At 59.7% G+C, this 25,474-nt stretch carries 23 protein-coding genes and 1 pseudogene; 15 read left to right on the top strand and 9 right to left on the bottom strand.

Annotated features, from left to right (window positions below; genetic code table 11):
* Nucleotides 1-2 precede the first annotated feature (2 nt).
* The 3 genes from folE to ACYZT0_RS21110 all read right to left on the bottom strand — a co-directional run bounded on the left by folE (nt 3) and on the right by ACYZT0_RS21110 (nt 2,040).
* Nucleotides 3-578, bottom strand: a complete 576-nt coding sequence (gene folE, locus ACYZT0_RS21120) for a GTP cyclohydrolase I FolE (RefSeq protein WP_462042850.1) — start codon at nt 576-578, stop codon at nt 3-5.
* A 21-nt stretch (nt 579-599) separates the two neighbouring features.
* On the bottom strand, nt 600-1,310 hold the full coding sequence (folM, locus tag ACYZT0_RS21115) for a dihydromonapterin reductase (protein WP_462042849.1): 711 nt from the start codon (nt 1,308-1,310) through the stop codon (nt 600-602).
* Between the two features lie 160 nt (nt 1,311-1,470).
* Complete coding sequence (locus tag ACYZT0_RS21110) at nt 1,471-2,040, bottom strand: antibiotic biosynthesis monooxygenase (RefSeq protein ID WP_462042848.1); 570 nt, start codon at nt 2,038-2,040, stop codon at nt 1,471-1,473.
* Nucleotides 2,041-2,251: 211 nt separating this feature from the next.
* On the opposite strand from ACYZT0_RS21110, the gene ACYZT0_RS21105 reads away from it, so the two are divergent.
* Nucleotides 2,252-3,211: a MerR family transcriptional regulator gene (locus ACYZT0_RS21105; protein WP_462042847.1), complete on the top strand. Its 960-nt coding sequence runs from the start codon at nt 2,252-2,254 to the stop codon at nt 3,209-3,211.
* A gap of 1 nt (nt 3,212) precedes the next feature.
* Here ACYZT0_RS21105 and ACYZT0_RS21100 read toward each other — a convergent pair whose 3' ends face one another.
* Complete coding sequence (locus ACYZT0_RS21100) at nt 3,213-3,818, bottom strand: hypothetical protein (protein ID WP_462042846.1); 606 nt, start codon at nt 3,816-3,818, stop codon at nt 3,213-3,215.
* Between the two features lie 54 nt (nt 3,819-3,872).
* Nucleotides 3,873-4,349, bottom strand: coding sequence for a PAS domain-containing protein (locus ACYZT0_RS21095; protein WP_462042845.1), 477 nt, complete (start codon nt 4,347-4,349; stop codon nt 3,873-3,875).
* A 147-nt stretch (nt 4,350-4,496) separates the two neighbouring features.
* Between ACYZT0_RS21095 and ACYZT0_RS21090 the strand changes: the two genes are divergently transcribed.
* The 5 genes and pseudogenes from ACYZT0_RS21090 to ACYZT0_RS21070 all read left to right on the top strand — a co-directional run bounded on the left by ACYZT0_RS21090 (nt 4,497) and on the right by ACYZT0_RS21070 (nt 7,938).
* Nucleotides 4,497-4,952: a flavodoxin gene (locus tag ACYZT0_RS21090; protein ID WP_462042844.1), complete on the top strand. Its 456-nt coding sequence runs from the start codon at nt 4,497-4,499 to the stop codon at nt 4,950-4,952.
* Between the two features lie 44 nt (nt 4,953-4,996).
* Nucleotides 4,997-5,083, top strand: a pseudogene (locus ACYZT0_RS21085) (LrgB family protein); the annotation flags it as partial.
* A 147-nt stretch (nt 5,084-5,230) separates the two neighbouring features.
* A complete protein-coding gene (locus ACYZT0_RS21080; RefSeq protein WP_462042843.1) occupies nt 5,231-6,013 on the top strand; it encodes a class II aldolase/adducin family protein in 783 nt (260 codons plus the stop codon).
* Entirely contained in the window at nt 6,013-6,915 is a 903-nt protein-coding gene (locus ACYZT0_RS21075; RefSeq protein WP_462042842.1) for an alpha/beta fold hydrolase, read from the top strand. The genes ACYZT0_RS21080 and ACYZT0_RS21075 overlap by 1 nt, the downstream gene beginning before the upstream one ends.
* Nucleotides 6,916-7,026: 111 nt before the next feature.
* Entirely contained in the window at nt 7,027-7,938 is a 912-nt protein-coding gene (locus ACYZT0_RS21070; RefSeq protein WP_462042841.1) for an SDR family oxidoreductase, read from the top strand.
* 77 nt (nt 7,939-8,015) lie between these two features.
* Here the strand turns inward: ACYZT0_RS21070 and ACYZT0_RS21065 are convergent, their stop codons facing one another.
* Nucleotides 8,016-8,783 carry an N-acetylmuramoyl-L-alanine amidase gene (locus ACYZT0_RS21065; RefSeq protein WP_462042840.1) on the bottom strand — a complete coding sequence of 256 codons (768 nt, stop codon included), beginning with the start codon at nt 8,781-8,783 and terminating at the stop codon, nt 8,016-8,018.
* A gap of 881 nt (nt 8,784-9,664) precedes the next feature.
* Nucleotides 9,665-10,723: an IS110 family RNA-guided transposase gene (locus ACYZT0_RS21060; protein ID WP_462046497.1), complete on the bottom strand. Its 1,059-nt coding sequence runs from the start codon at nt 10,721-10,723 to the stop codon at nt 9,665-9,667.
* Between the two features lie 321 nt (nt 10,724-11,044).
* Between ACYZT0_RS21060 and ACYZT0_RS21055 the strand changes: the two genes are divergently transcribed.
* The 3 genes from ACYZT0_RS21055 (at nt 11,045) to ACYZT0_RS21045 (ending at nt 16,925) form a co-directional block, all read left to right on the top strand.
* Nucleotides 11,045-12,838, top strand: coding sequence for a DUF1302 domain-containing protein (locus ACYZT0_RS21055; RefSeq protein WP_462042839.1), 1,794 nt, complete (start codon nt 11,045-11,047; stop codon nt 12,836-12,838).
* Between the two features lie 23 nt (nt 12,839-12,861).
* Entirely contained in the window at nt 12,862-14,229 is a 1,368-nt protein-coding gene (locus ACYZT0_RS21050; RefSeq protein WP_462042838.1) for a DUF1329 domain-containing protein, read from the top strand.
* A 140-nt stretch (nt 14,230-14,369) separates the two neighbouring features.
* Nucleotides 14,370-16,925 carry a LuxR C-terminal-related transcriptional regulator gene (locus ACYZT0_RS21045; RefSeq protein ID WP_462042837.1) on the top strand — a complete coding sequence of 852 codons (2,556 nt, stop codon included), beginning with the start codon at nt 14,370-14,372 and terminating at the stop codon, nt 16,923-16,925.
* Nucleotides 16,926-16,948: 23 nt separating this feature from the next.
* On the opposite strand, the gene ACYZT0_RS21040 is transcribed toward ACYZT0_RS21045, so the two are convergent.
* Nucleotides 16,949-17,734 (bottom strand): IclR family transcriptional regulator, encoded by a 786-nt coding sequence (locus ACYZT0_RS21040; protein WP_462042836.1) that lies wholly within the window; start codon nt 17,732-17,734, stop codon nt 16,949-16,951.
* 165 nt (nt 17,735-17,899) lie between these two features.
* Between ACYZT0_RS21040 and hmgA the strand changes: the two genes are divergently transcribed.
* The 3 genes from hmgA to maiA are packed head-to-tail and all read left to right on the top strand — an operon-like array spanning nt 17,900 to nt 21,160.
* Nucleotides 17,900-19,204 (top strand): homogentisate 1,2-dioxygenase, encoded by a 1,305-nt coding sequence (hmgA, locus tag ACYZT0_RS21035; protein ID WP_462042835.1) that lies wholly within the window; start codon nt 17,900-17,902, stop codon nt 19,202-19,204.
* Between the two features lie 3 nt (nt 19,205-19,207).
* The gene (fahA, locus tag ACYZT0_RS21030) at nt 19,208-20,512 is read left to right on the top strand and encodes a fumarylacetoacetase (protein ID WP_462042834.1); all 1,305 of its coding nucleotides are present in this window, start codon (nt 19,208-19,210) and stop codon (nt 20,510-20,512) included.
* A 12-nt stretch (nt 20,513-20,524) separates the two neighbouring features.
* Entirely contained in the window at nt 20,525-21,160 is a 636-nt protein-coding gene (gene maiA, locus ACYZT0_RS21025) for a maleylacetoacetate isomerase (protein WP_462042833.1), read from the top strand.
* Between the two features lie 115 nt (nt 21,161-21,275).
* Here the strand turns inward: maiA and ACYZT0_RS21020 are convergent, their stop codons facing one another.
* Entirely contained in the window at nt 21,276-22,079 is an 804-nt protein-coding gene (locus ACYZT0_RS21020) for a SirB1 family protein (RefSeq protein WP_462042832.1), read from the bottom strand.
* A gap of 183 nt (nt 22,080-22,262) precedes the next feature.
* Here ACYZT0_RS21020 and ACYZT0_RS21015 point away from each other — a divergent pair, with 183 nt between their 5' ends.
* From ACYZT0_RS21015 to ACYZT0_RS21005, 3 genes are all read left to right on the top strand, one after another.
* On the top strand, nt 22,263-23,282 hold the full coding sequence (locus ACYZT0_RS21015) for a Glu/Leu/Phe/Val dehydrogenase family protein (protein WP_462042831.1): 1,020 nt from the start codon (nt 22,263-22,265) through the stop codon (nt 23,280-23,282).
* A 101-nt stretch (nt 23,283-23,383) separates the two neighbouring features.
* The gene (pdhA, locus tag ACYZT0_RS21010; protein WP_462042830.1) at nt 23,384-24,478 is read left to right on the top strand and encodes a pyruvate dehydrogenase (acetyl-transferring) E1 component subunit alpha; all 1,095 of its coding nucleotides are present in this window, start codon (nt 23,384-23,386) and stop codon (nt 24,476-24,478) included.
* The gene (locus ACYZT0_RS21005; protein ID WP_462042829.1) at nt 24,471-25,460 is read left to right on the top strand and encodes an alpha-ketoacid dehydrogenase subunit beta; all 990 of its coding nucleotides are present in this window, start codon (nt 24,471-24,473) and stop codon (nt 25,458-25,460) included. The genes pdhA and ACYZT0_RS21005 overlap by 8 nt, the downstream gene beginning before the upstream one ends.
* Nucleotides 25,461-25,474: the final 14 nt, after the last annotated feature.

Genomic DNA, 25,474 nt, shown 5'->3' with positions numbered 1-25,474 from the left:
TGCTACTTGCTCCGTCCAATCAATTGCAGGAACTCCTGGCGGGTGTTGCTCGAATCGCGGAAGGCGCCGAGCATCACCGAGGTGTTCATGGTCGAATTCTGTTTCTCGACGCCGCGCATCATCATGCACATGTGCTTGGCTTCGATGACCACCGCGACGCCCGCCGCGCCGGTCACTTGCTGCACCGCGTCGGCGATTTGCCGGGTGAGGTTTTCCTGGATTTGCAGGCGACGGGCGAACATGTCCACCAGTCGCGCAATCTTCGACAGGCCCAGCACCTTGCCCGTTGGAATATAAGCCACATGCGCCTTGCCGATGAAGGGCAGCATGTGATGTTCGCAGAGCGAGTACAGCTCGATGTTGTCGACGATGATCATTTCATCGTTGTCGGAAGCAAACAGCGCGCCGTTGACGATCTCTTCGACGCTTTGCTCGTAACCATGGCAGAGGTACTGCATGGCTTTTGCCGCGCGAGCCGGGGTGTCGAGCAGGCCCTCGCGGTCGGGATTTTCACCGAGGCCGATGAGGATCTCGCGGTAGCTTTCGGATAAGGAGTTCTGGGGCAGGTATAACGTCATGGAACATCCTCGCGGGGCCGCTTATTTGATGTGCCGTCCGCCGTTGACGGTCAGAGTCGTGCCGGTGACATAAGGGTTGTCGAGCAAATAGCGCAAGCTCTGGTAGATCACTTCGCTGCCGGGTTCGATACCCAGCGCGGACTTGGCCAGTGCCTTGGCGCGGTACGCCGCATCGTCGTCAGGATTGAACAGTAGCAGGGCTGGCGCGATGCCGTTGACCTTGATCGTTGGCGCATATTTCGCGGCGAAGGACAGGGTCAGGCTGTCGAGCCCGGCTTTGCTGGCACAGTAGCCAATGTGCTTGCTGCTACCCTTGCGGGTCACGTCGTCGCCGATGTGCACGATGTCGGCGGGGCTTGAGCGTTGCAGCAAGTCGGCACAGTGCAGGTTGATCAGGTAAGGCGCCAGCATGTGCACGCTGAACATGCGGGTGAAGGCCGCGGCGTCGGTGCCTGGGGTTTCGGCCAGCCATTCGGAAGCGTTGTGGACGATCGCCCGCAGGCTGTCGGTGTGGTTTTTCAGTTCGCTGATAAACGCGAAGATCCCGGCTTCAGTGGAGAAGTCTGCAAACACCGCGATCGCCCCCAGGTCGCGCAGGGTTTGCACGCCGGGGCGTTCACTGCGGTAGCTGAAGATTACTGGATGGCCATCCTCGAGCAAACGCTGCGCGCAGTGCAGGCCAACACGTTGGCCGGCACCGGTGATAAGGATTGGGGCTGCGGAAGAGGTCATGAACGGCTCGCGTCGCGGTAAGAGCAAAACTATACCAGCGACGGGAGGCGTACACCTATGTGCCTTTGTAGGAGCGAGGCTTGCCCGCGAAGAACGATGATGCAGTTTGACAGATGGACCGCGTCGCCCCATTCGCGGGCAAGCCTCGCTCCTACAGAGGTCAGTGATTTTGGGTGGTGGGCTCGACGGGCAAACGCCGACGCGGCGTGGTGTTCAGCCAGCCGGCTAACACATGAGTCGACAGCGGAATGAAGAAATAAACCATCAGCGGCGTCAGGCACAGGGTGCTGATGAACACACGACTCAACAGGCTCGTTTCCGCCAGCAACGGCCCCAGGACAAAGTTGAACAGCAGGGAAACCGGAAAGAACGCCAACCAGATCGCCACGGCCTGTTTCCAGCGTGGTGGGCGCTGGCCGGCCGCACCGAACCAGCCTTCGATGCCGCTGACCCGATGTTCCGTTGGATGGGCGAACAAGTCGCTGCCGCGTCCGAGCCAAGCGGTGCGCGACACAGAATGCTCCCAAGCGTGCAGGGTCTGCTCATCGGCGAAGCGGAAGATAATCTGGAATTCGTCATCGTCGGGCGGCGGAGCAAGCACACCAGAGCCGAGATAGCCGGGAAAATCGGTAGCCAGTTGTTCGCCTTCGCGCAACCAGGCGATCAGGTCCTGATAGCGCCCATCGGCGACGCGGCGCGCAACCATGAGCGTGACGGGTGAGGTAGACATTGTGTATCTCCGTATTACAAACGCGTCGCTCCGGGTAGGAGTTTCGCCAGGCGCAGCGCCGGGGTGGTGGGCTGCGTCTCGGGACAAGCAAGGATTATTCCTGATTCTGCCTGATGAGTCAGTGACATTCGTCGCCATCAGCGTCTTGAATGGTATGGGGGCAGGAGAGGTAGAATGGGATCCAATTTATACATGGACGTAGACCTTCAAAATGCCTGTCTTGACTGACACTGTCCCTGTATTGCACCCCGGTCTTCCTCTCGAACAGGAAGAGCTGTTTCCGATTCGCGAAATGGCGCGCCTGACCCGGGTCAACCCGGTCACGCTACGCGCATGGGAACGCCGCTATGGGCTGATACAGCCTACGCGCACCGAAAGTGGGCACCGTCTGTATTCGATGGCCGATATCGATCGGGTCCGCAGCATCCTGGGCTGGATCGAACGCGGCGTTGCCGTCAGTAAAGTTGGCAAGATACTGGCCAGGACTGCACCGCTTCAAACGCTGTCGCACATCGTCCCCAATGAACTCGTGCAAGCTGACTACACGCAATGGCAGCAGCAAGTTCAGGCGGTGGTGAGTGCTTTTGATGAGGTTCAATTGGAGCAGGTCTATGGACAGATCTTTTCCAGTTACCCTCTGACTGTCGTGTTTCAGGACATCCTGCTTCCACTCTGGAAGCAATTGCTGCAGCGCCATGACGCGTTCGGTCAGACCAGCGAGTGGCTTTTCCTGGATGGTTTTCTGCGCTCTCGAGTGTTGCAGCGCCTACTGCTGGTGCGTGTCATGCAGCCGCGACAGGTGATTGTCTGTGCCCTGAACGATCAGTGTCGTGAACTCGAACTGCTGGTAACGGCGCTGTTTCTGAGCAGTGTCGATTCGGCCATTCAAGTGCTGGCTATCGGTCAGCCACTGGCTGAATTGACTCTGGTCTGCGAGAGGGTAAAGCCCCAGGCGATGGTGCTGGTTTCCAATCACGCGCCTGCGCTCGAGTTGCCACGGCGTTTGAATCGCCTGGCCTTGAGCCTGGATTGTCATTTGATGCTGGCGGGGGATGCGTCCGATCTGGTGCAGGAGAACCTGGCTGGATCGTCGATTGGATGTCTGGGTAACGAGGGAGTGGTCATGCGTCAGCGACTGAAACAGTTCCTGACAGGCAGCCTGGATACTTGAATCAGAGATGCATGGCCGGATGCGTCAGCCGATGCTGCTGAAGGATGTATTGGCGCAGACGCTCGGTTTCGTCCTTATCATCCTGATTCAACTGATAGGCATAGAAGCCGCTCTCGGTTTCTTTCTCGAAGGAGCCGCGCAACGCAATTCGCTCATAGCCTGACGGGCTGAACCACAAGGCGAAATGTTTGGGCGGTTTGGTCTTGTTGCGAACTTCCACCAAAACTCCTTTGAACGACACTTCGTGCACCCACAACGTCCCGGGTTGGCCACTGGCATTCTCCAGAGCAACCGGTTCTTCGAGTACCAGGCGCCATGGCCGGACCATCGGTCCGTCTTCATAGATGCTGGGGACGCCGAGGCGTAAATGCATCGCGTGAAACTCGTCTTCCACCAGGTGCAGCGGGAAGGTCATTTGCTGATTTTCGAAGTTGGCCTGGATGGTGACTTGCTCATGAGCGGCAAGACGCGTGAGCAAATCACGGATTTGTGAACCACCGTTGACGAGCAGGCTCGACGTCGCATCCCGCACATTGAGTTGCGGGTTGTGTTGCATGGTCTGGATAAAATCCAGCTCATCCTGAGTCAGGAGTGCGTCGCGTTGCATGATCTGCTCGACAGAAATAGTTACAAAGTCACTGGTGATTGTAGTTAATGACAATCAATTCTTCGTTTTGTTTTCGCCGTTCGTCGCTTTTAGTGCGGCAAGCTCGGCCTGGACCTCAGCCAATTGCGCCTCCAACTGCGCGACTCGCTGCTGCGCCTTGACCTGAACGGTGACGTCTTTCTGCACACCGACAAAATAAGTCTGCCCGTCGCTCGGGTTCTTCACCGTCGAAAGGGACAGCTCGTTCCAGAACAGCGTGCCGTCCTTGCGGTAATTCCTGAGGATTTCCCGGAAGGAACCGCCGCTGCTCAACGCCTCGCGAATCAATGGGAGAGCTTCCTGGTCGCGGTCTCCGGACTGAAGAAAACGGCAATCCTGGTAGAGGATTTCTTCGCTGGTGTAACCCGTCAGGCGTTCGAATGCCGGGTTGACGTAAATCAGGATGTTGTCCTGCTCGCCTTCCTTTTCGGCGATCACGATGCCGTCGTTGGAAGCGTTGATCACCATTTGCAGCAGTTGGGCGTTAATCATCGGAGAGTCCTTTCCAATCTGATTGTGGGGTGCATTCTAAAAGAAGCACTGTCTACTGACCATCAGCGTTAATTGAGAGTCAATCGCAGCTTTTTCGCCGTGGCTGTTAATATCCCGGTCTTTTTACTCAGCTTCAGGATCAGATTGATGAAAGTCGCCATCCTTTCCGGCTCGGTGTACGGCACGGCTGAAGAAGTCGCCCGCCACGCCGCGAGCGTTTTGAACGCCGCGGGTTTCGAAGCCTGGCACAACCCGCGTGCGAGCCTCGCCGATGTTCTGGCCTTTGGCCCCGAAGCCTTCCTGGCGGTGACCTCGACCACTGGTATGGGCGAGTTGCCGGACAACCTGCAGCCGTTGTATTTCGCAATTCGCAACCAGTTACCGGCAGCCTGGCGTGGCTTGCCGGGTGCAGTGATTGGTCTGGGCGATGCGAGTTACGGCGACACGTTTTGCGGCGGAGGTGAGCAGATGCGCGAATTGTTCGGCGAACTGGGCCTACGTGAAGTCCTGCCCATGCTGCGCCTGGACGCCAGTGAAAGCGTGACGCCGGAAACCGACGCCGAGCCTTGGCTGGCGGAGCTGGTCAGCGCTCTGCAGGGCTGACCGGACGCTCACGCAGCAAGACGAGCCAGGCTTGCGCGGCTTTAGAGGAGGGCTCGGCGCCGGGGTTAGTCATGGTTCTGACGGGGCTGCTGAACCTGTTCGCCGCACCGTTGTTGGCGGCAGTACTTTGACATGGATCCAGGTTCGTTGGCGTACTGACTCGCTAGGCCATCAAGCTGGCTGCCAATGCAACTACACGATTCCCGGGGCGTGACTAGACTGTTGAAACGCCGGTAAACAATAGAAACCCCAAGAATAAAAATTAGAGGTTCCTTGCCGTGAACGTAGCCCCCGTCCAATCACCACACAGTGTCAAAGACCAGGTCAGCGCCGCCGAATGGCATACCCGCGTCGACCTCGCTGCCTGCTATCGTCTGGTCGCCCTGCATGGCTGGGATGATCTGATTTTTACTCACATCTCGGCCAAGGTGCCCGGTACCGAAGACTTTCTGATCAACCCGTTCGGGTTGATGTTCCACGAGATCACCGCGTCGAGCCTGATCAAGGTCGATCAGGCCGGCAACAAGCTGATGGACAGCCCTTACGAGATCAACCCGGCGGGTTACACCATTCACAGCGCGGTGCACGAGGTTCGTCACGATGTCGTCTGCGTGCTGCACACCCATACCGCGGCGGGTGTCGCGGTATCGGCGCAGAAACAAGGCATTTTGCCGATCAGTCAACAGTCGTTGTTTGTCCTGTCCAGCCTGGCTTATCACGCCTACGAAGGTGTTGCGCTAAACCATGAAGAGAAGGCGCGACTGCAAGTCGACCTCGGCGAAAACAATTTCCTGATGCTGCACAACCATGGTCTGTTGACCTGTGGCGCGACCATCGCTGACACGTTCCTGATGATGTTTACCTTCCAGCGTGCCTGCGATATCCAGGTGCTGGCGCAGAATGGTGGCGCCGAACTGATCGCGATCGAACCGCAGATTCTGGCGGGCGCCAAGGCGATGATCGCTGGCGTCACCAAAAGCGCTCAAGGGATGGGCGGCGCACTGGCCTGGCCAGCGCTGCTGCGCAAACTCGATAAACAAGACCCGGGTTATAAACTCTAATGCCTCTCGCCGAGATCCCTCTGAGTGTCTGGCGCAAACGCGGCCAGACCTTCGTATTCCATGGCCAGATCATCCGTTACTGGACGGCGGGGCAGGGTGAGCCACTGTTGCTCATTCATGGCTTCCCCACCGCCAGTTGGGACTGGCATTTCCTGTGGCAGCCGCTCACCCAGCGCTACCGGGTGATTGCCTGCGACATGCTCGGCTTCGGTGATTCCGCCAAACCGGTGGACCACGAATACAGCCTGCTGGAGCAGGCCGATCTGCAACAGGCCTTGCTGGCCCACGTGAAAGTCGAGCAGCCGGTGCACCTGTTGGCCCACGATTATGGCGACAGCGTGGCCCAGGAATTGTTGGCTCGGCATTACGAGGCGCGCATTCATGTCGCCAGTTGTGTGTTCCTCAATGGTGGTCTCTTTCCCGAAACCCATCGCCCGATACTGATGCAAAAACTCCTGCTCAGCCCCTTGGGCTGGATGATCGGCCGGGCCTTTTCCCGTGACGGTCTGGTGAAGAGTTTCCGGCAGGTCTTCGGTCCGCAGAGCCGTCCCACCGAGAGCGAAATGGATGATTTCTGGAGCCTGATCGAGAGCAATCACGGGCCACGGATCATGCACAAATTGATCACCTACATCCCTGAGCGGCGTGCCCAGCGCGAGCGTTGGGTCAAAGCCATGCAGCGTGGTGAAGTGCAGTTGCGGGTGATCGATGGTGAAGTCGATCCGATCTCCGGCGCGCACATGGTCAAGCGCTATCGGGAACTGATCCCGAATCCGGACACGGTCTTGTTGCCCGGCATTGGCCATTACCCTCAGACCGAGGCGCCGGGGCAAGTGCTCAAGCACTATCTGGAGTTTCGGGATCAGCTGGTTTCACCGCCGCGCAGGGCCGCCTGCTCCTGATTATCCCCCTGCCTTATCGCGCACCATTCAGCTTCACCCCAGTTCATTGTGACCCGCATCGCCGTGCCTGACACTCGGACTCATTGTCCCCTGGCCTGCTGGAGTCCCCCAATGAATGAGTCTGTGCGCTTCGAAGATAAAGTGGTGATCATCACGGGTGCAGGCGGCGGCTTGGGCCGGGCCCACGCGCTGCTGTTCGCCAAACAGGGCGCCAAAGTGCTGGTCAACGATCTCGGCGGCTCGGCTCAGGGCGAAGGCGCAAACGCATCGTCGGCAGACCGAGTGGTGGCCGAAATTCGCGAGGCAGGTGGCATCGCCGAGGCCAACCATGACTCCGTCACCGACGGCGACAAAATCGTTCAGCACGCCCTCGACGCTTTTGGCCGTGTTGACGTGGTGGTCAACAACGCGGGGATCCTGCGGGACAAAACCTTCCACAAAATGGAAGACGGCGACTGGGACCTGGTTTACCGCGTCCACGTCGAAGGCGCCTACAAAGTCACCCGCGCCGCCTGGCCGCACCTGCGCGAGCAAAACTACGGCCGCGTCATCTTCACCGCTTCGACGTCGGGCATTTACGGCAACTTCGGCCAGTCCAACTACGGCATGGCCAAACTCGGCCTCTACGGCCTGACCCGCACACTGGCCATCGAAGGTCGCAAGAACAACATCCTGGTCAACGCCATCGCCCCCACCGGCGGCACTCGCATGACCGAAGGCCTGATCCCGCCGCAAGTCTTCGAACAACTCAAACCGGAATTGGTCAGCCCGCTGGTGGTGTACCTCGCCAGCGAGAACTGCGAGGAAACCTCTGGATTGTTTGAAGTCGGCGGCGGCTGGATGGGCAAGGTCCGCTGGGAACGAAGCCTGGGTGCCGGGTTCGATCCTCGGGTTGGTTTCTCCCCGGAAGAGGTGGCGGCGCATTGGCAGCAGATCTGCGATTTCGAAGGCGCGGTGCATCCGAAGGACAACATTGAGGCGCTGAAGGAAATGATGGGGAATTTGCAGAAGTATTCGGTTTAATGGGAATCAGCAAGGTCACCGTTCTTGACCTTGCTGGTACTTAATCTTCGGACCTGCAGTCTGGTTGGCAGCGGCGATCAAGGAAAATACTTGTGGACCAGTGCCGCCAGACTCGCTGCCGTTTGCGCATCCATGATCCCGTCGTACGTTTCCGGGCGAAAGTGCAACTGAAAGGCTCGAACAAGGTGTGTGAAGCCTTGTTCGGTTGACGCGCCGGAAACGTCATACCCATAAGTCTTGAACAGTTTGAGCAATTCGATTCGGGTTGGAATGCCGGTCTCGTTGTAGTGCTGCAGATAGGTGTCTCGGGTGGCATCGTCGAACCAGGCACCGACGCCTTTCGAGTAAAGGGCATGCCAGGGGAATTTCGGCCCTGGGTCACTCTTTCGTCCGACCGCAATATCAGAGTGGCCCAGAACATGGGTTGGGCTGATATCCGGGTAGCGTTCAAGGATGTTCAATGCCAACTCTTCAATGGCGGCAATTTGTTCTGGCTGATACGGCGGGAAACTGAAAACCCCTTGGCTAAACGTTGCAAGGTTGACGATTTCAACGCCGATAGATGTGTCGTTGAGATTGCTTCTGTTGCCCCAGTGACTGACGCCTGCATGCCACGCGCGCTTGGTTTCGTCGACGAGATTGAACACTTCCTGCCCGGTATAACCGGCTTTCAAGTAGCTCGGATCGGTGATGTCGGGAACCAGATAATGGGCGCTGACATTCGGGCCGGTCAGTGCATTGACCGAACTGGAGAAGTTACCTGCTGTGTAGTGGAAAATCAGAAAGCGTACTCGGCTGTTAAAACTTTTAGTGGCGCGGTATTTGTTGTAATCAATAGGTTTCATAAAAAGAATGCTCGCAATGAATTAGGTTGAAGTCGGCATGCATTTAAAGTGAGTGGCCTGACTTCTAATTAACCTTAATCGCTGGGGCGCTTCACGTGATTACAGAACTATGTAGTCGGTTTCCGAGAAGTGTGTAGGTGGAGGAAAGTCAGCATTGAATTTAGTAATGGGCCTTCATGCAATTCTTCGCCACCGTCACAAAACATCGCCCATAAAAAAGGCCGCTGCAACAGCAGCGGCCAAAGTAAGACGATTGATCAAGGAGCAATAAATCAACGTCAGTGAACACGGTGCGATGAGTCGAAAATCTTCAATTCATCTGAAATCTGTCGCCAATGGCAGGGACGGGGCACTTGCCATTGCTTCGGGCTTTCCGGCCGTTTGCCGTGAAAGCCCGGCAAGAATAAGGGCTTGAGGGCAAGGGAAAAATAGCGATTCCAGATATGCACTGTTGCAGTCTCGGCAACAGTTCTGTTCCTCCGTGTGTGATCACCTCTTGTAGCAGCTGCCGAAGGCTGCGTTCGGCTGCGGAGCAGTCGTAAAACCTGCATGCACGATCATCCTGAAATGCCGAGGTGGCTGATTTAACGATTGCTTCGCAGCCGAACGCAGCCTTCGGCAGCTGCTATGTATGGACTCGCCCCCACTGTCTACCCGCTTTTGAAAAACCGCCGCCCCGTTGCATCTATGTATTAGGCCTATTCGAGGAAGCCGTCTTCGGCTTCTGGCCAAAATTGGAAGAGCTCGTGGTATGCCGATTACAGTCAGGCCTCGAAGGCCAGTAGCAGCTAAGGCATCAATCCACGCCGGTCTTACCTGGGGTCAATTTTTTTTCAGCAAAGGGCCGGACAGTTAGTACCTCGGTGGCAGAACTCTGTCGCTCAGTGGCTCATCGTCGCTTGCTGGCCATCACCAGCCTGGCGACGATAAGTCTGGTCATTCTGTAGAAGCACCCAGACGATTCGCAGGTTGCGGTTGGCTAGCCTGACCGCAGCCTCCTTACGGCCCAGTCGGCTCATCCAGCGCAACAAGCGGCGGTCATCGGGTTGCTGGGAATCAGGTCGTAGTTGTTGCAGTACCGCATGGGCTCCCTGGATCATCAGGCTGCGTAAATAAACATCGCCTCGCTTGGTCATGTCCCCCAGCCGGACCGTCTGCCCGCTGCTGTGCTGGTCAGGCACCATGCCAAAGTACGCGGCAAACTTGCGGGCATTGGGAAATCGCTCAGGCTTGGTTTCCTTGGCCACCAGTGCCGTGGCAGTGACTGGGCCGATGCCGCGCACAGTCATCAGTCGCTTCGCCGTCATGTCGGCGCGGGCGGCCACCTCCAGGCGCCCCGTCAGCACGCTGATGCGTTCGCCCAAATGGCGCCACTCGGCCAACAGTTCGTCGATCAGTTCTCGCAGCAGGCCCGGCACCGGCTGGGTGGCATCTTCCAGTACCCGCGGAATTTTCTGGCTGATCGCAACATCGCCCTGCGCCAAGGCCACGCCGTGCTCGAGCAGCAGACCGCGCATCTGATTACTCACCGCCGTGCGTCGACGCACATAACCTTGGCGGGCGCGATGCAACGCCTGCATTGCCAGCGCCGCAACGCTTTTCACCGGCACTGCGTGGATCTTTTCATCGCGACCAGCCCGCAGAATCGCCAGCGCATCGTTGCGATCATTTTTAGGCCCGCTGCGATGTGTGGCCACCAAACCGGCTGGAAGAATCCGTGCCAGATTGCCTTGGTCTTGCAACTGCCGGGCCCAAGCTTGAGCACCCGGACCGGTCTCCATCAGAACCACGACATGAGGCGGCAACTGGCGGAGAAACTCATAAAACGCCTCGCGCGACTTGATCCGTTGCTCGTAGTGCACCTGGCCGAGGACGTCTTCACCGGCGACCTGAAAGACCTGCTTGGCCAGATCGACCGCCACGGTTGTGCAGGCCGACAAATCGGAAGAAGACAGGGATTGATCAATCGAAGTATGCTTTTTCATGGACTCGCCCTCGCTGTCGTTGGCTAATTAGACTGCCATCGTGGCGCATTGACGCCTCGGCTTGGGCGAGTCCATCCAATTACAGGTGTGCGTTCACAGTGCCCTATGCATCTGACTGATAACCCTCCATCCAGCCGATCCATACTCCGCGCAAATCCCTGTCCCATGCGGGCATTCACCCTTTGGAGGTACATCGCGAATACCTCCTTGGTGCGCTTATCGCTCCCGACGTGCGGCAGTAGGGTGGGGCCTTCTGTCACTCACCGGGGAAGACGCATGACAAAAACAACAATGCGCGCCATCTTCACACCGCAAGCGCTGGCCGCTGCGGTGGCCTTGGGTTGCTGTGCCCAGGCGCAGGCTGTTTCATTCAACATTGGCGAAATCGAGGGGACGTTTGACTCTTCGCTGTCCATTGGCGCGAGCTGGGGCATGCGTGATGCCGACAAATCCCTGGTGGGCACCGTCAATGGCGGGACCGGCCAGTCTTCGACCGGGGATGACGGGCGGCTGAACTTCAAGAAGGGCGAAACCTTCTCCAAGATCTTCAAGGGTATTCATGACCTCGAATTGAAGTACGGCGACACCGGGGTGTTTGTGCGAGGCAAGTACTGGTACGACTTCGAACTCAAGGACGAGGACCGCGAATTCAAGCCGATCAGTGACAGCGGCCGTAAAGAAGGCGCCAAATCCTCCGGTGCGCAGCTTCTCGACGCCTTCGTCTATCACAACTATTCCATCGCCGATCTGCCAGGCACTGTGCGCGCTGGCAAGCAGGTGGTCAGCTGGGGTGAAAGTACCTTCATCGGCAATTCGATCAACAGCATCAACCCGATCGACGTTTCAGCGTTTCGCCGTCCTGGTGCCGAAATCAAGGAAGGCCTGATTCCGGTGAACATGCTGTTCGCCTCCCAAAGCCTGACGGACCAACTCTCGGTGGAAGGTTTCTATCAACTGGAGTGGGATCAGACCGTTCTCGATAACTGCGGCACCTTCTTCGGCGTCGATGTGGCGGCCGACGGCTGCAACAAGAACTACACCGTTGGCAGCCCGGCGATCGCACCGTTGCAACCGATCGCTGCAGCGTTTGGCCAAGGCTTCGAGGTCAGCAGGGAAGGCGTGATCGTCCCGCGTGGTGGTGACCGCGATGCCCGCGACTCCGGACAGTGGGGGACGGCACTGCGCTGGCTCGGCGACGACACCGAGTACGGTCTGTACTTCATGAACTATCACAGCCGTACCCCGACGGTCGGCACTACCACTGCCGGCCTGACAACACTGGCACGGATTCCGGCCATCGTCGGTACCGCCAACAGGATCGCGCCGGGCACCGGTTCGGCCCTGGCCCAGAGCGTGATGCTCGGTCGCGGCCAGTATTACCTTGAATACCCGGAAGACATTCGTCTCTACGGCGCGAGCTTTTCCACCACCTTGCCTACCGGCACGGCGTGGACCGGCGAGATCAGCTATCGCCCCAACGCTCCGGTGCAAGTCAACACCAACGACCTGACCCTGGCGTTGCTCAACCCGATCGCAGGCGGCGCGGCATCGCCTATCGCTACCACGCCAGGTGGCGACAACAAAGGCTACCGGCGCAAGGAAGTGACCCAGATCCAGAGCACCCTGACGCACTTCTTCGACCAAGTACTGGGTGCCCAACGGCTGACCCTGGTCGGCGAAGCGGCGGTGGTGCGCGTCGGTGGTCTGGAGTCGCGAACCAAGTTGCGTTACGGCCGTGACTCGGTCTATGGCCAGTACGGTTTTGGCGGCGATACCGACGGTTTCGTCACCTCGACCTCCTGGGGCTACCGCGCCCGGGCGATCCTCGATTACACCAACGTGATCGGCGGGATCAACCTCAAACCCAACCTGTCCTGGTCCCACGACGTCGCCGGCTACGGCCCCAACGGGCTGTTCAACGAAGGCGCCAAAGCGGTCAGCGTCGGTGTCGATGCAGACTACCGCAACACCTATACCGCGAGCCTCAGTTACACCGATTTCTTCGGCGGTGACTACAACACCTTGGAAGACCGCGACTTCCTGGCACTGAGCTTCGGCGTGAACTTCTGATCTGGCTGAGAAGGATGAATGTGATGCGCAAGATTATTCTGCAATGCGGCGCCCTGGCCCTGAGCCTGTTGGCGACCAACGTGATGGCGGCGGTGTCGCCTGACGAAGCGAACAAACTGGGCACCAGCCTCACTCCGCTGGGCGCCGAGAAGGCCGGCAACGCCGACGGCTCGATCCCGGCCTGGACCGGTGGCATTCCGAAAAACGCCGGTGCGGTGGACAGCAAGGGCTTCCTGGCTGACCCGTTCGCCAGCGAAAAACCGCTGTTCGTCATCACCCCCGCCAACGTCGACAAGTACAAAGACAAGTTGTCGGAAGGTCAGGTGGCGATGTTCAAGCGCTACCCGCAAACCTACAAGATTCCTGTCTACCCGACCCATCGCACCGTGGCCGTGCCGCCGGAGATTTACGAATCGGCCAAGCGTTCCGCGCTGAACGTGAACAGTATCAACGAGGGTAACGGCCTGGCCAATTTCACCGGCAACCGCTACTACGCATTCCCGATTCCGAAGACCGGCGTCGAGGTGATCTGGAACCACGTCACCCGTTATCACGGCGGCAATTTGCGCCGCACCATCACCCAGGCGACCCCGCAGTCCAATGGCGATTTTACCGTGATCCGCTTCAAGGATGAGGTCGCGGTGCCTTCGCTGCTGGGGGATTTGAAACCGGGCAGCGACGAAAACGTCCTCAGCTATTTCAAGCAGGAAGTGACGGCGCCGGCGCGTCTGGCGGGCAACGTGCTGCTGGTTCACGAGACCCTCGACCAGGTCAAGGAACCACGCAAGGCCTGGATTTACAACGCCGGCCAGCGCCGCGTGCGGCGTGCGCCGCAAGTGGCCTATGACGGCGTCGGCACGTCGTCGGACGGATTGCGCACCACCGACAACTTCGACATGTTCTCCGGCGCGCCGGATCGCTACGACTGGAAGCTGATCGGAAAGAAGGAAATGTACATCCCTTACAACAGCTACAAACTCGACTCGCCCAACCTCAAATACACCGATGTGATCAAGGCCGGGCATATCAATCAAGACCTGACGCGCTACGAGTTGCACCGGGTATGGGAGGTCGTCGCCACGGTCAAGCCCAACGAGCGGCACGTGTACGCCAAGCGTCACATGTACATCGACGAAGACAGTTGGCAGGTGGCACTGGCCGATCATTACGACGGTCGCGGTCTGCTATGGCGTGTGGCCGAAGGTCACGCTCAGTTCTACTACGACCACCAGGTGCCGGCCTATACGGTCGAGGCGCTGTATGACGTGATCGCCGGTCGCTACATCGCACTGGGGATGAAGAACGAGGAGAAACGCAGCTTCGAATTCAACATTGACGCGAAAGCGGGGGACTACACGCCGGCAGCCCTGCGGAGTACGGGAGTGAGGTAATCGTCCTACAGGCTCCTACACACAAAGGTGACCCTCCGGTCACCTTTTTTATAGGCGCAAATCAGTGCGCTGAATACTTCTTCAACAAGCTGTGTGGAGAGGACTAGGGTGGCGCCACAACAATAAAAAGGCGCACCACTATGACCGCCATGACCCCGCGTCTGGACCGTCCTGGACTCTTGCCCCGTTTGTCTTGCCACCACCTGTCTCGCAAACGGTTGATCGAGCCGCTACTGACCTCGACCGCGCGGGTGAAATTGCTTTGTGCACCGGCCGGCAGTGGCAAGAGTGGGCTGCTCATCGAATGTCTGTTGCAGGCGCCCGATCAGTGTCAGGTCTGTTGGCTGCCGTTGGCAGGAGCGTCGATGAATGCTGCCGAATTCCGGCAGCGGCTGGCACACGCGTTGGGATTGGCCTCGGCGGACGAATCCGCATTGCTGGCCTCTCTGGCTCAATTGCAAACGCCGACCTGGTTGTGCCTCGATGATTATTGCCGGACGCCCAACCCGGAGCTCGACCTTTTGCTCGACCGGTTGCTGGCCGTCAGTAGTCCGATGGTCACGTGGTGGCTGAGCGGTCGGCGCCGTCCGCAATGCAATTGGCCGCGCCTGTTACTCGCCGATGAACTTTACGACTGCGAGCGCGCCACGCTGGCCTTCACTGAGGTTGAAATCGCACAGCTGTTGCATCACCTGGAGTCGGGGCAGGCGGCGAAACGTGCCCGCAGGATCATCGAACTTACCGGTGGCTGGTGCGCGGGCGTGAGGATTGCGCTGCTGCAAAAATGCGACTGGTCGCGCAACGAGCAACTTTACGGCCGTCCTGACACGTTGCACGCTTACCTCGAACACGAACTGTTTGGCATTCTGGCCCCGGAGCTGACGGAAGCCTGGCGGGTGCTGGCACATCTGCCGCGGTTCAATGCCCGGCTGTGCGATCACCTGTTCGGTGCCGGTGAGGGCGCCCAGTACCTGAGCACGTTGCAGGCGTTGGGCTGCTTCATCGAGCCCTGGCAGGACTCGACCGACTGGGTGCAGATTTTTGCACCCCTCACGCAGTTGATGCGCGAGGAACAATGGCCGGCAGGGCGATCCTGGCATCGTCGCGCCTGTCAGTGGTTCGCCGCCGAACAGGACTGGAAAGCCGCGTTTGAACAAGCCTTGCTGGCAGAAGAGTTTGAGGTCGCGGTCAGCCTGCTTCAGCATTTCAGTTTCGAGCACCTGTTCGAGGAGCAGACGGTGGTGCTCTTGTTGCGTCTGCATGAACAGCAGGGCGAGGCGCTGATGTTGGGCTCGCCGCAACTGGTGGGGCTGATCACCGCGGCGTTGTTGTTTGCCGGGCGGTTCGAGCAAGCAGGCGAATGCATTGAGCATTTATCGCGTTTCATCCCCCAGCCGTCGACGTTGCATCAACGGCAACTGATCGCGCGTTGGCAGGCACTGCAGGGCTGGCTGCTGCATTTGCAGGGGCGCATGGAACCGTCGCGAGCGCATTTTCTGGAGGCGCTCGACGAACTAGGTCCGGGACTCTGGACCGCCCGATTGATGTGTCTGTCCGGCCTGACTCAGCAATCTCTGCTGCGAGGTGAGCTTGACGTTGCGCAGGCCATCAACCGTGAGGCGTTGTGCCTGGCGCGCGCGCAAGGCTCGCTGGTGTTTGAAGGGCTATTGGAGCTTGATCATGCGCAATTGCTCGAGCAACGGGGGGCGCCCGGCAGGGCTGAACTCGTGCTGGCCAACATGCACGGCTTGCTCGTCCAGCAGCAACCGCTGGCCCAACCCTTGTTGGGACGGATTGCTTTGCATCGGGGGCGGTTGTGCCTGTGTCAGGGGCGGGATGCCCAGGCGGCTGAATATTTCGAGAGTGGCCTGCAAATCTGCCTGCGCAGCCAGGACAAACGGGTACTTTATGGATTCCTCGGTCTGGCGCAGTTGGCCGCCAATCGTCTCGACTACGCTCAGGCATTCGTCTTGCTGCGTGACGCCGAGCGGTTGATGCAACAGCGACGGATTCCAGACACGGTCTACCGCGGACTCCTGCTGCACGTCAGCAGCCATTTCTGGCTGCAGCAGGGCCGCCCGCAATTGGCTCATGAAGCCCTGACCCGGGTGCTGCGCCACTATCACGGCCCTCATGCACGTCAGGCGCCGCCGGCCACGCTGGAATTGATACCCGGCCTTGAATACCTGCTGGTACTGACCGAGGTGTACCTGAAACAGGCGCAAACACCAGTGCAACAGCTTGAGTCCCGACTGCAGTGGGCCAGGCAGCGAGGGATGTCGGGGCTGGAAGCGCAATTGCACCTGGCGTTGGCCGAAGTTGCCTGGCTGAGGGGGGATACGCCCATGGCTCGCCAGGCGTTGCAGCAAGGATTGGCCCTGATCGAGCGCTGCAACCTTCAACAAACCTTGCGCGATCTTCAGTTGCGCCAGCCTCGACTGCCGGACGCTATCGGGCGTGCCGAGTCTGGTCACTCTCCCCAGCCGATGGCATCACTGCAGAACAGGTTGAGCCAGCGTGAAATAGAAGTCCTTGAGTTAGTGGCTTTGGGCAATTCCAATCAACAAATAGCTGATCAGTTGTTCATATCGTTACATACCGTAAAAACCCACGCGCGGCGAATTAACGGGAAGTTGGGCGTGGAACGTCGAACACAAGCGGTGGCCAAGGCGAAAGTGTTGGGATTAGTTGTTTAAGGTGGAGGCGATCGTTTCGACGATTACGGCGTAGGCTCATGGCCCATCCGCCAACTCACGGCCCGCGTCGCCGCCAGCAACCGCTGCGCCGCCGGGCCGTTTTCGTCTGCGTGAAACAATGAGGCCGGACCAACAATGGTCATGACCGCCGCTACATTCCCGACCGCATTGAATACGGGAGCAGACAACGCATCGACCCCCGGCATCAGCAAACCATGCACGTGATGAAGACCGCGTTCGCGGATCTGTTCGCACAACGCTGCATAGGCTTGATCGTCCGCCAGCGCATGGGGCGAACTGCGTTGCAATTCCTGCTCGCGCAAGTCCACGGTTTCGCGTTTGGGCAGGTACGCGCCGAACACCAGACCTGTTGATGAACTGAGCAACGGCAACACCGAGCCCAGTTGCGTCACCACCGTCACCGCGCGGACCGCCGGTTCGATATGCACCACGGTTGCGCCCTGATTGCCCCACACCGCCAAAAAGCAGGTTTCGTTCAGTTCATCGCGCAGCTCGGCCAGGGGCAGGGCGCCGACTTTCAGCACGTCCATACTGTTGAGTGCGGCGAGACCGACGCGCAAGGCCTCGCGGCCCAGACCGTAATGGTTGGTGGCAGCATTCTGTTCAGCGAAACCGCTGGCAATCAACGCCTGTAAATAGCGATGAACCTTACTGGCCGGCATCTGTACGTGTTCGGCCAGGCGCGACAGTGAAGTCGATGGCGACAACTCGGCCAAGGCCTTGAGGATATCGGTGCCGACCTCGGCCGAGCGGACTTTCTGTTTATCGTTGCTGCGCGGCGTTTCCATGGAGGCGGTCTGATCCCGGGACGAATGGGCGTCTTTATAGCTTGACGGTCAATACCAATCAAATTACGTTATGCGTAATCGAATTACGATAAAAACAACCCGGGCGTGCCGAGACCTCTCAAGCGGAGCGACAGGCCATTGCCTACTCCCTGTTCAGGAGGCTCCATGAACCTCGATTCAACGGCGCCCGCGCTGGCTTATCAGTCCGGCTTCGGCAACGAATTCAGCAGCGAAGCGTTGCCCGGCGCACTGCCAGTCGGCCAGAACTCCCCGCAAAAGGCCCCGTACGGTCTCTACACCGAACTGTTCTCCGGCACGGCGTTCACCGTGCCTCGCAGCGAAGCGCGGCGCACCTGGATGTACCGCATTCAGCCATCGGCCAATCACCCTGCATTCGTCAAACTGGATCGGCAACTGGCTGGCGGCCCGTTGGGTGAAGTGACCCCCAATCGCCTGCGCTGGAACCCGCTGGATATTCCGAGCGAGCCCACCGATTTCATCGACGGGCTGGTAAGCATGGCCGCCAACTCGGGTGCGGAGAAACCGGCCGGGATCAGCATCTATAGCTACCGCGCCAACCGCTCCATGGAACGTGTGTTTTTCAACGCTGACGGCGAATTGTTGCTGGTGCCGGAACTGGGGCGTCTGCGCATCGCCACCGAATTGGGCGTGCTTGAATTGGAGCCGCTGGAAATCGCCGTGCTGCCACGCGGTCTGAAATTTCGCGTTGAACTGCTCGACCCGCAAGCCCGCGGCTACATCGCCGAAAACCACGGTGCGCCATTGCGCCTGCCGGACCTGGGGCCGATCGGCAGCAACGGCCTGGCCAACGCGCGGGACTTCCTGACGCCGGTCGCCCATTACGAAAACCTCAAACAACCGACCCCGCTGGTGCAGAAATTCCTCGGTCAGTTGTGGGGTTGCGAGCTCGATCATTCGCCGCTGAACGTGGTCGCCTGGCACGGCAATAACGTGCCGTACAAATATGATCTGCGTCGTTTCAACACCATTGGCACGGTCAGCTTCGATCACCCGGATCCGTCGATCTTCACCGTCCTGACCTCGCCAACCAGCGTCCACGGTCTGGCCAATCTGGACTTCGTGATCTTCCCGCCACGCTGGATGGTGGCCGAGAAAACCTTCCGTCCACCGTGGTTCCACCGCAACCTGATGAACGAATTCATGGGCCTGATCAAGGGCGAGTACGACGCCAAGGCTGAAGGCTTCTTGCCCGGCGGCGCGTCGTTGCACAGCTGCATGAGCGCCCACGGCCCGGACGGCGAAACCTGCACCAAGGCGATCAACGCCGAGCTTTCGCCTGCGAAAATCGACAACACCATGGCCTTCATGTTCGAGACCAGTCAGGTGCTGCGCCCAAGCCGTTTCGCGCTCGATTGCCCGCAACTGCAAAACAACTACGATGCCTGCTGGGCCACGCTGCCCGCCACTTTCGACCCGACCCGGAGATAACCCATGACTCAGACTTCCATCACTCGTAGCTGGGTTGCCTCTGCCAACGGCCATACCGATTTCCCGCTGCAAAACCTGCCGCTGGGCGTGTTCAGCGTGAAGGGCTCCGCACCCCGTAGCGGCGTGGCCATCGGCGAGCATATCTTTGATCTGGAAGCAGCACTGGACGCCGGTTTGTTCGACGGTGCGGCGAAAGCGGCAGTCGAGGCCACCCGTGGCGGTCAGCTGAATGCGTTTTTCGAACTGGGCCGCGAGGCTCGCGTTGCCTTGCGCGAACGCTTGCTCGAACTGTTCAAAGACGGCAGCACACTGCACGGCAAGATCGAAGCCCAAGGCGCAAAACTGCTGCCACTGGCGGCGAATTGCGAGATGCACTTGCCGGCGAAAATCAACGACTACACCGACTTCTACGTTGGCATCGAGCACGCGCAGAACGTCGGCAAACTGTTCCGTCCAGACAACCCGTTGCTGCCGAACTACAAATACGTGCCAATCGGTTATCACGGTCGTGCCTCGACCATTCGCCCGTCCGGCACTGGCGTTCGTCGTCCGAAAGGTCAGACCTTGCCGGCCGGTCAGATCGAGCCGACGTTTGGTCCGTGCGCACGCCTGGACTATGAGCTGGAACTGGGCATCTGGATCGGCCAGGGCAACGACATGGGCGACTCGATCGCCATCGGTGACGCTGCCGATCACATCGCCGGTTTCTGCCTGCTCAACGACTGGTCCGCGCGGGACATCCAGGCCTGGGAATACCAGCCGCTGGGGCCGTTCCTGTCGAAAAGCTTTATCACCAGCATCTCGCCGTGGGTAGTGACTGCCGAAGCGCTGGAGCCGTTCCGTCGTGCTCAACCGGCGCGTCCGGAAGGCGATCCGCAGCCGCTGCCGTACTTGTTCGACAAACGCGATCAGGCCGCTGGTGCCTTCGACATCGAACTGGAAGTGCTGTTGCTCACCGAAACCATGCGCGAGCGAAACCTGCCAGCCCATCGCCTGACCCTGAGCAACACCCAACACATGTACTGGACCGTGGCGCAAATGGTCGCGCACCACAGCGTCAACGGCTGCCAGTTGCAGGCCGGCGACCTGTTCGGTTCGGGCACTTTGTCGGGCCCGCAAAACGGTCAGTTCGGCAGCCTGCTGGAAATCAGCGAGGGTGGTAAAAAGCCGATTGAACTGGCGTCCGGCGAAGTGCGTAAATTCCTTGAGGACGGCGACGAAATCATCCTGCGCGCCCGTTGCATCCGCGACGGTTTTGCCTCCATCGGTTTTGGTGAATGCCGCGGCAAAATACTGCCGGCGCGCTAAGAGGATCGGGTCATGGAACTCTATACCTACTACCGTTCGACGTCGTCCTATCGGGTGCGTATCGCGCTGGCGCTCAAGGGGCTGGATTATCAGGCGCTGCCGATCAACCTGATCGCGCCGCCAGGTGGCGAGCATCGACAGCCGCCGTATCTCGCCGTTAACCCGCAAGGCCGGGTGCCGGCCTTGCGCACTGACGACGGTGAACTGCTTATTCAGTCGCCGGCGATCATCGAGTACTTGGAGGAACGTTATCCACAGGTGCCGCTGCTGTCCAAAGACCTCGCCACTCGCGCCCATGAGCGTGGCGTGGCGGCGGTGATTGGCTGCGACGTGCATCCGCTGCACAACGTCAGCGTGCTCAATAAGCTGCGGCAATTGGGGCACGATGAACTGCATGTGGTGGAGTGGATCGGGCACTGGATCAGCCAAGGTTTGGCGACGGTGGAGCAGTTGATCGGCGATGACGGGTATTGCTTTGGTCCGATGCCTGGGCTGGCAGACACCTACCTGATCCCGCAGTTGTATGCGGCAGAGCGCTTCAGCGTTTCACTTGAGGCGTATCCGCGGATTCGTCGAGTGGCGGCGTTGGCAGCCACACATCCGGCGTTCATCAAGGCGCATCCGGCCAACCAGCCAGACACTCCTTAACACCTCACACCGAGCCAATGTGGGAGCGAGCTCGCGAAAGCGGTATTTCAGCTGCATAGATGTTGACTGACACTCCCTCTTCGCGAGCAAGCTCGCTCCCACAATGAATCAAGGATCAGTGGACGATGGAGTTAGGCGGCAAATGCCCCAACCGCTCAGTCAGGCGAATTCGCTGGATCGGGTCGTCACTGAGCAGCAATGCGTGCTCCAGGTCAAAGCGCTCGGCGTTCGGGCAGTCCAGCCGTTGATAGAGACTGGCCCGGGCCAGGTAGTCGGCGGCGTTGGCGTTGCCCAGCTCCAGCACCCGTTCGGCGTCGATCAGGGCGCCGATGTAGTCATCGTGAGAAAGGTGTAACTGACGCAGATTGCGCGACAGCCGCTGCAGCATTTGCACCGGCTCGGCAGTGAGCAAATGCTCGGCGCTGAGCTTCATGTTCGGGCCGTACTGGCGTTGCAGCAATTCCCGGCAATCGTTAGGGTACAACCGGCGTCCACCGCAGGGATCAAGCAAGTGATCGGCCCCCGGAACTCGCAGCAGGAAATGCCCGGGGAAGTTGACCCCGACCAAGGGGATCTCCAGACCTTTGGCCAGTTCCAGGGCAATCAACCCCAGACTCAGCGGCTGCCCACGCCGGCGTTCCAGCACGTGATTGATCAGCGCGACTTGTGGACGCAATGGCGTAAAGTCGTCCTGGGCAAATCCCAGGTCATTCATACGACGTAACAACGGCTGGGCCAACTCGCTCACCGGCAGCATCGGCAAGCTATAGCTGACGCGCTGTTGCAGGTCCTTGAAGTCTTTCAGCACCGCCTCGGGATCTACCTCACTGTCGTGTTCGGCGGCAACCCACAGCGCCGCCTCGAATAGCGCGGACGGTGTTCGTTGCAAGCAGTCGAAGAAGCGTTGGCGCGGGGTCATCAAAATCTCCGGGGAATGCCTCGTTTTAGCCCCGTCTTGGGCATTCGTCCAGTGCCGCACACAGGTGCATTCAGGTTATGACCGAAAGTCTGCATGGCGACGACGCTTATTCCCGTGCGCTTCTGCAATTTTTGGGCGCAAGCCTATACTGGCGACTACAAGTCGTCATTCGGGAGCCCTGCGATGTTCGCTCTCATGCAAAGCACTCGCCTTGAATCGCTGCATCTGTGCGTCGACCCGGTCACCGGGTTGAAGGCGGTGATTGCCATTCATAACAGCCGTCTGGGGCCTGCCCTCGGTGGGTGTCGTTACCTTGCCTATCCCAGCGACGAGTCCGCCGTCGAGGACGCGGTACGCCTTGCCCAAGGCATGAGTTACAAGGCGGCGCTGGCCGGTCTGGCTCAGGGCGGCGGCGTTGCGGTGATTGTCCGCCCGATCCATGTGGAAAACCGTGGTGCACTGTTCGAAGCGTTCGGACGCTGCATCAATCAGCTTGACGGTCGCTACATCACCGCCATCGACAGTGGCACCTCCGTGGCGGACATGGATTGCATCGCCCAACAGACCCAATACGTCACCAGCACCACCTCGGCGGGCGACCCTGCGCCGCACGCGGCGATGGGGGTGTTTACCGGCATTCGCGCCACCGCCATGGCCCGCCTGGGCAGCGATAACCTCGAAGGCCTGCGCGTGGCAATTCAAGGGCTCGGCAACGTCGGCTTTGCCCTCGCCGAACAGCTGCACGCTGCCGGAGCCGAACTGCTGGTCAGTGACATCGATCACGGCAAAGTGCAACTGGCGATGGAGCAACTCGGCGCTCACCCGATTGCCAATGACGCACTGCTCAGTACGCCCTGCGACATCCTCGCGCCCTGCGGTTTGGGCGGTGTGCTCAACAGCCACAGCGTGACGCAACTGCGCTGTGCAGCGGTGGCCGGTTCGGCGAACAACCAATTGACCCATCTGGAAGTCGCCGATCAATTGGAGCGGCGAGGCATTCTGTATGCGCCGGATTACGTGATCAATTCCGGCGGGCTGATTTACGTTTCGCTCAAACACCGCGGCGAAGAGTTAACGACCATCACCGCACACCTGTCGAAAATCAGCTCGCGGCTGACCGAAGTCTTCGCCCATGCTCAGGCGGAAAAACGCTCGCCGGCCCGAGTGGCAGACGAATTGGCGGAGAAAGTGCTGTATCGATGAAGGAGTGAGGGCCTATCCGGCAGACTTGCTCCCAAGGCCTGGCGCCACACGCGTCAGGCTTGACTGACGCACGCTGACACGGCGTGCCAGGAGCCCCAGGGATGCTTCACAAGGTTGAGCTGCCTTACACCCGATTTTTATCCCCTGACGGCCAATTGCTCGGCGAACTTCCTGCCTGGGCCGACGATTTCAATTTGCTGACGCGCCTTTATCGGCAGATGGTCCTGACCCGTCTTTTTGATCAGAAAGCCGTCGCCCTGCAACGCACCGGGCGCATCGGCACTTATGCGCCAACGTTGGGCCAGGAAGCCATTGGCGTCGCCGTCGGCAGCGTGATGCACGCCGAAGACGTGCTGGTGCCGTATTACCGTGACACTGCCGTGCAGTTGATGCGTGGGGTGCGCATGGAAGAAATCCTCCTGTACTGGGGCGGCGACGAGCGCGGCAGCGACTTTGCCGAACCGGCGGCGGCCCAGGATTTCCCGATCTGTGTGCCGATTGCCACCCAGGCCTTGCATGCCTGCGGCGTCGCCAGCGCCTTTAAAATCCGCGGTGAGCATCGGGTCGCCGTCACCACCTGTGGCGACGGCGCCACCAGCAAAGGCGATTTCCTCGAAGCCCTCAACGTCGCGGGCGCCTGGCAGTTGCCGGTGGTGTTCGTGGTCAACAACAACCAATGGGCGATCTCGGTACCACGACGGATTCAGTGCGGCGCTCCGACCCTGGCGCAGAAAGCCATTGGCGCAGGGTTCCACGGCGAACAGGTCGACGGCAATGACATGCTCGCGGTTTACGACCGGGTACAAGCGGCCCTCGAACGGGCACGCCACGGTAAAGGCCCGGTGTTGCTGGAATGCCTGAGCTATCGCCTCGGCGACCACACCACCGCCGACGATGCCACGCGCTACCGGCCGGCGGACGAGGTCAAGCAGGCCTGGCTGGAAGAACCGGTCAAACGCCTGCAACGTTTCATGGTCGGGCAGAGCGTCTGGGACGAAGGCCGCGAGCAGGCCCTGATCAGCGAATGCCAGGGCCTGGTGCAGCGTGCTGTGGATAACTTCGAAGCAGCGGGAACTCAGGCACCCGAATCGGTCATGGATCACGTCTACGCCCAATGGCCGGAGCCCCTCGCCGGGCAGCGTGAAGAGTTGCTCGAAAGGGCGGCGCGCCGCGCGGGAGATTCGAGCCATGAGTAACGGCAAAGTCACGTTGCTGGAAGCGGTGAACCTGGCGCTGCATCGGGCGATGAGCGAAGACGAAAACGTCATCGTTCTCGGTGAAGACGTCGGGGTGAACGGCGGCGTGTTTCGCGCGACTCAAGGGCTGCGCGACAGCTTCGGCTTCAAGCGAGTGATTGACTCGCCGCTGGCTGAAACCATGCTCGGCGGACTGGTGGTGGGCATGGCCGCCCAAGGTCTGAAACCGGTGGTGGAAATCCAGTTCATGGGCTTCATCTACGCGGCCATGGAACATCTGGTGTCCCACGCCAGCCGCATGCGTAATCGCACTCGCGGGCGGATCACTTGCCCGATGGTCATGCGCACACCGATGGGCGCGGGGATTCGGGCGCCAGAACATCACAGCGAAAGCACTGAAGCATTGTTCGCGCACATTCCAGGTCTGCGGGTGGTGATTCCGTCATCGCCGGCCCGGGCCTATGGCTTGTTGCTGGCGGCCATCGATGACCCTGACCCGGTGGTGTTTCTCGAACCGACCCGGCTCTATCGCATGAACCCGCAACCGCTGTTGGACGATGGCAAGCGCCTGCCGCTGGACAGCTGTTTCACCCTGCGCGAAGGCAGCGACATCACGCTGATCAGCTGGGGCGCCTGTGTGATGGAAACCCTGCAAGCCGCCACCGCATTGGCCGAACGGGGCGTGTCGGCGGAAGTGATCGATGTCGCGACTATCAAGCCCCTGGACCTCGACACCCTGGAAGCTTCGGTGCGCAAGACCGGTCGCTGCGTGATCGTCCACGAGGCACCGCGCTCCTGTGGCGTCGGTGCGGAAATCGCCGCGAGTCTCTACGAACGGGTGTTGCTGGACCTGCAGGCACCCATTCAGCGAGTCACCGCGCCGGACATTCCGCCGCCGCTGTATCGACTGGAATCGCTCTACATGCCAAACGTCGAGGACATTCTTCAGGCCTGCGACAACGTACTGCTGCACTACCTCTAAAAAGACGCCTGAAC

Source organism: Pseudomonas sp. ZS1P83 (assembly GCF_054897825.1).
Note: the sequence above shows the minus strand (reverse complement) of the source record. Positions and strands in the feature narration are given on the sequence as shown.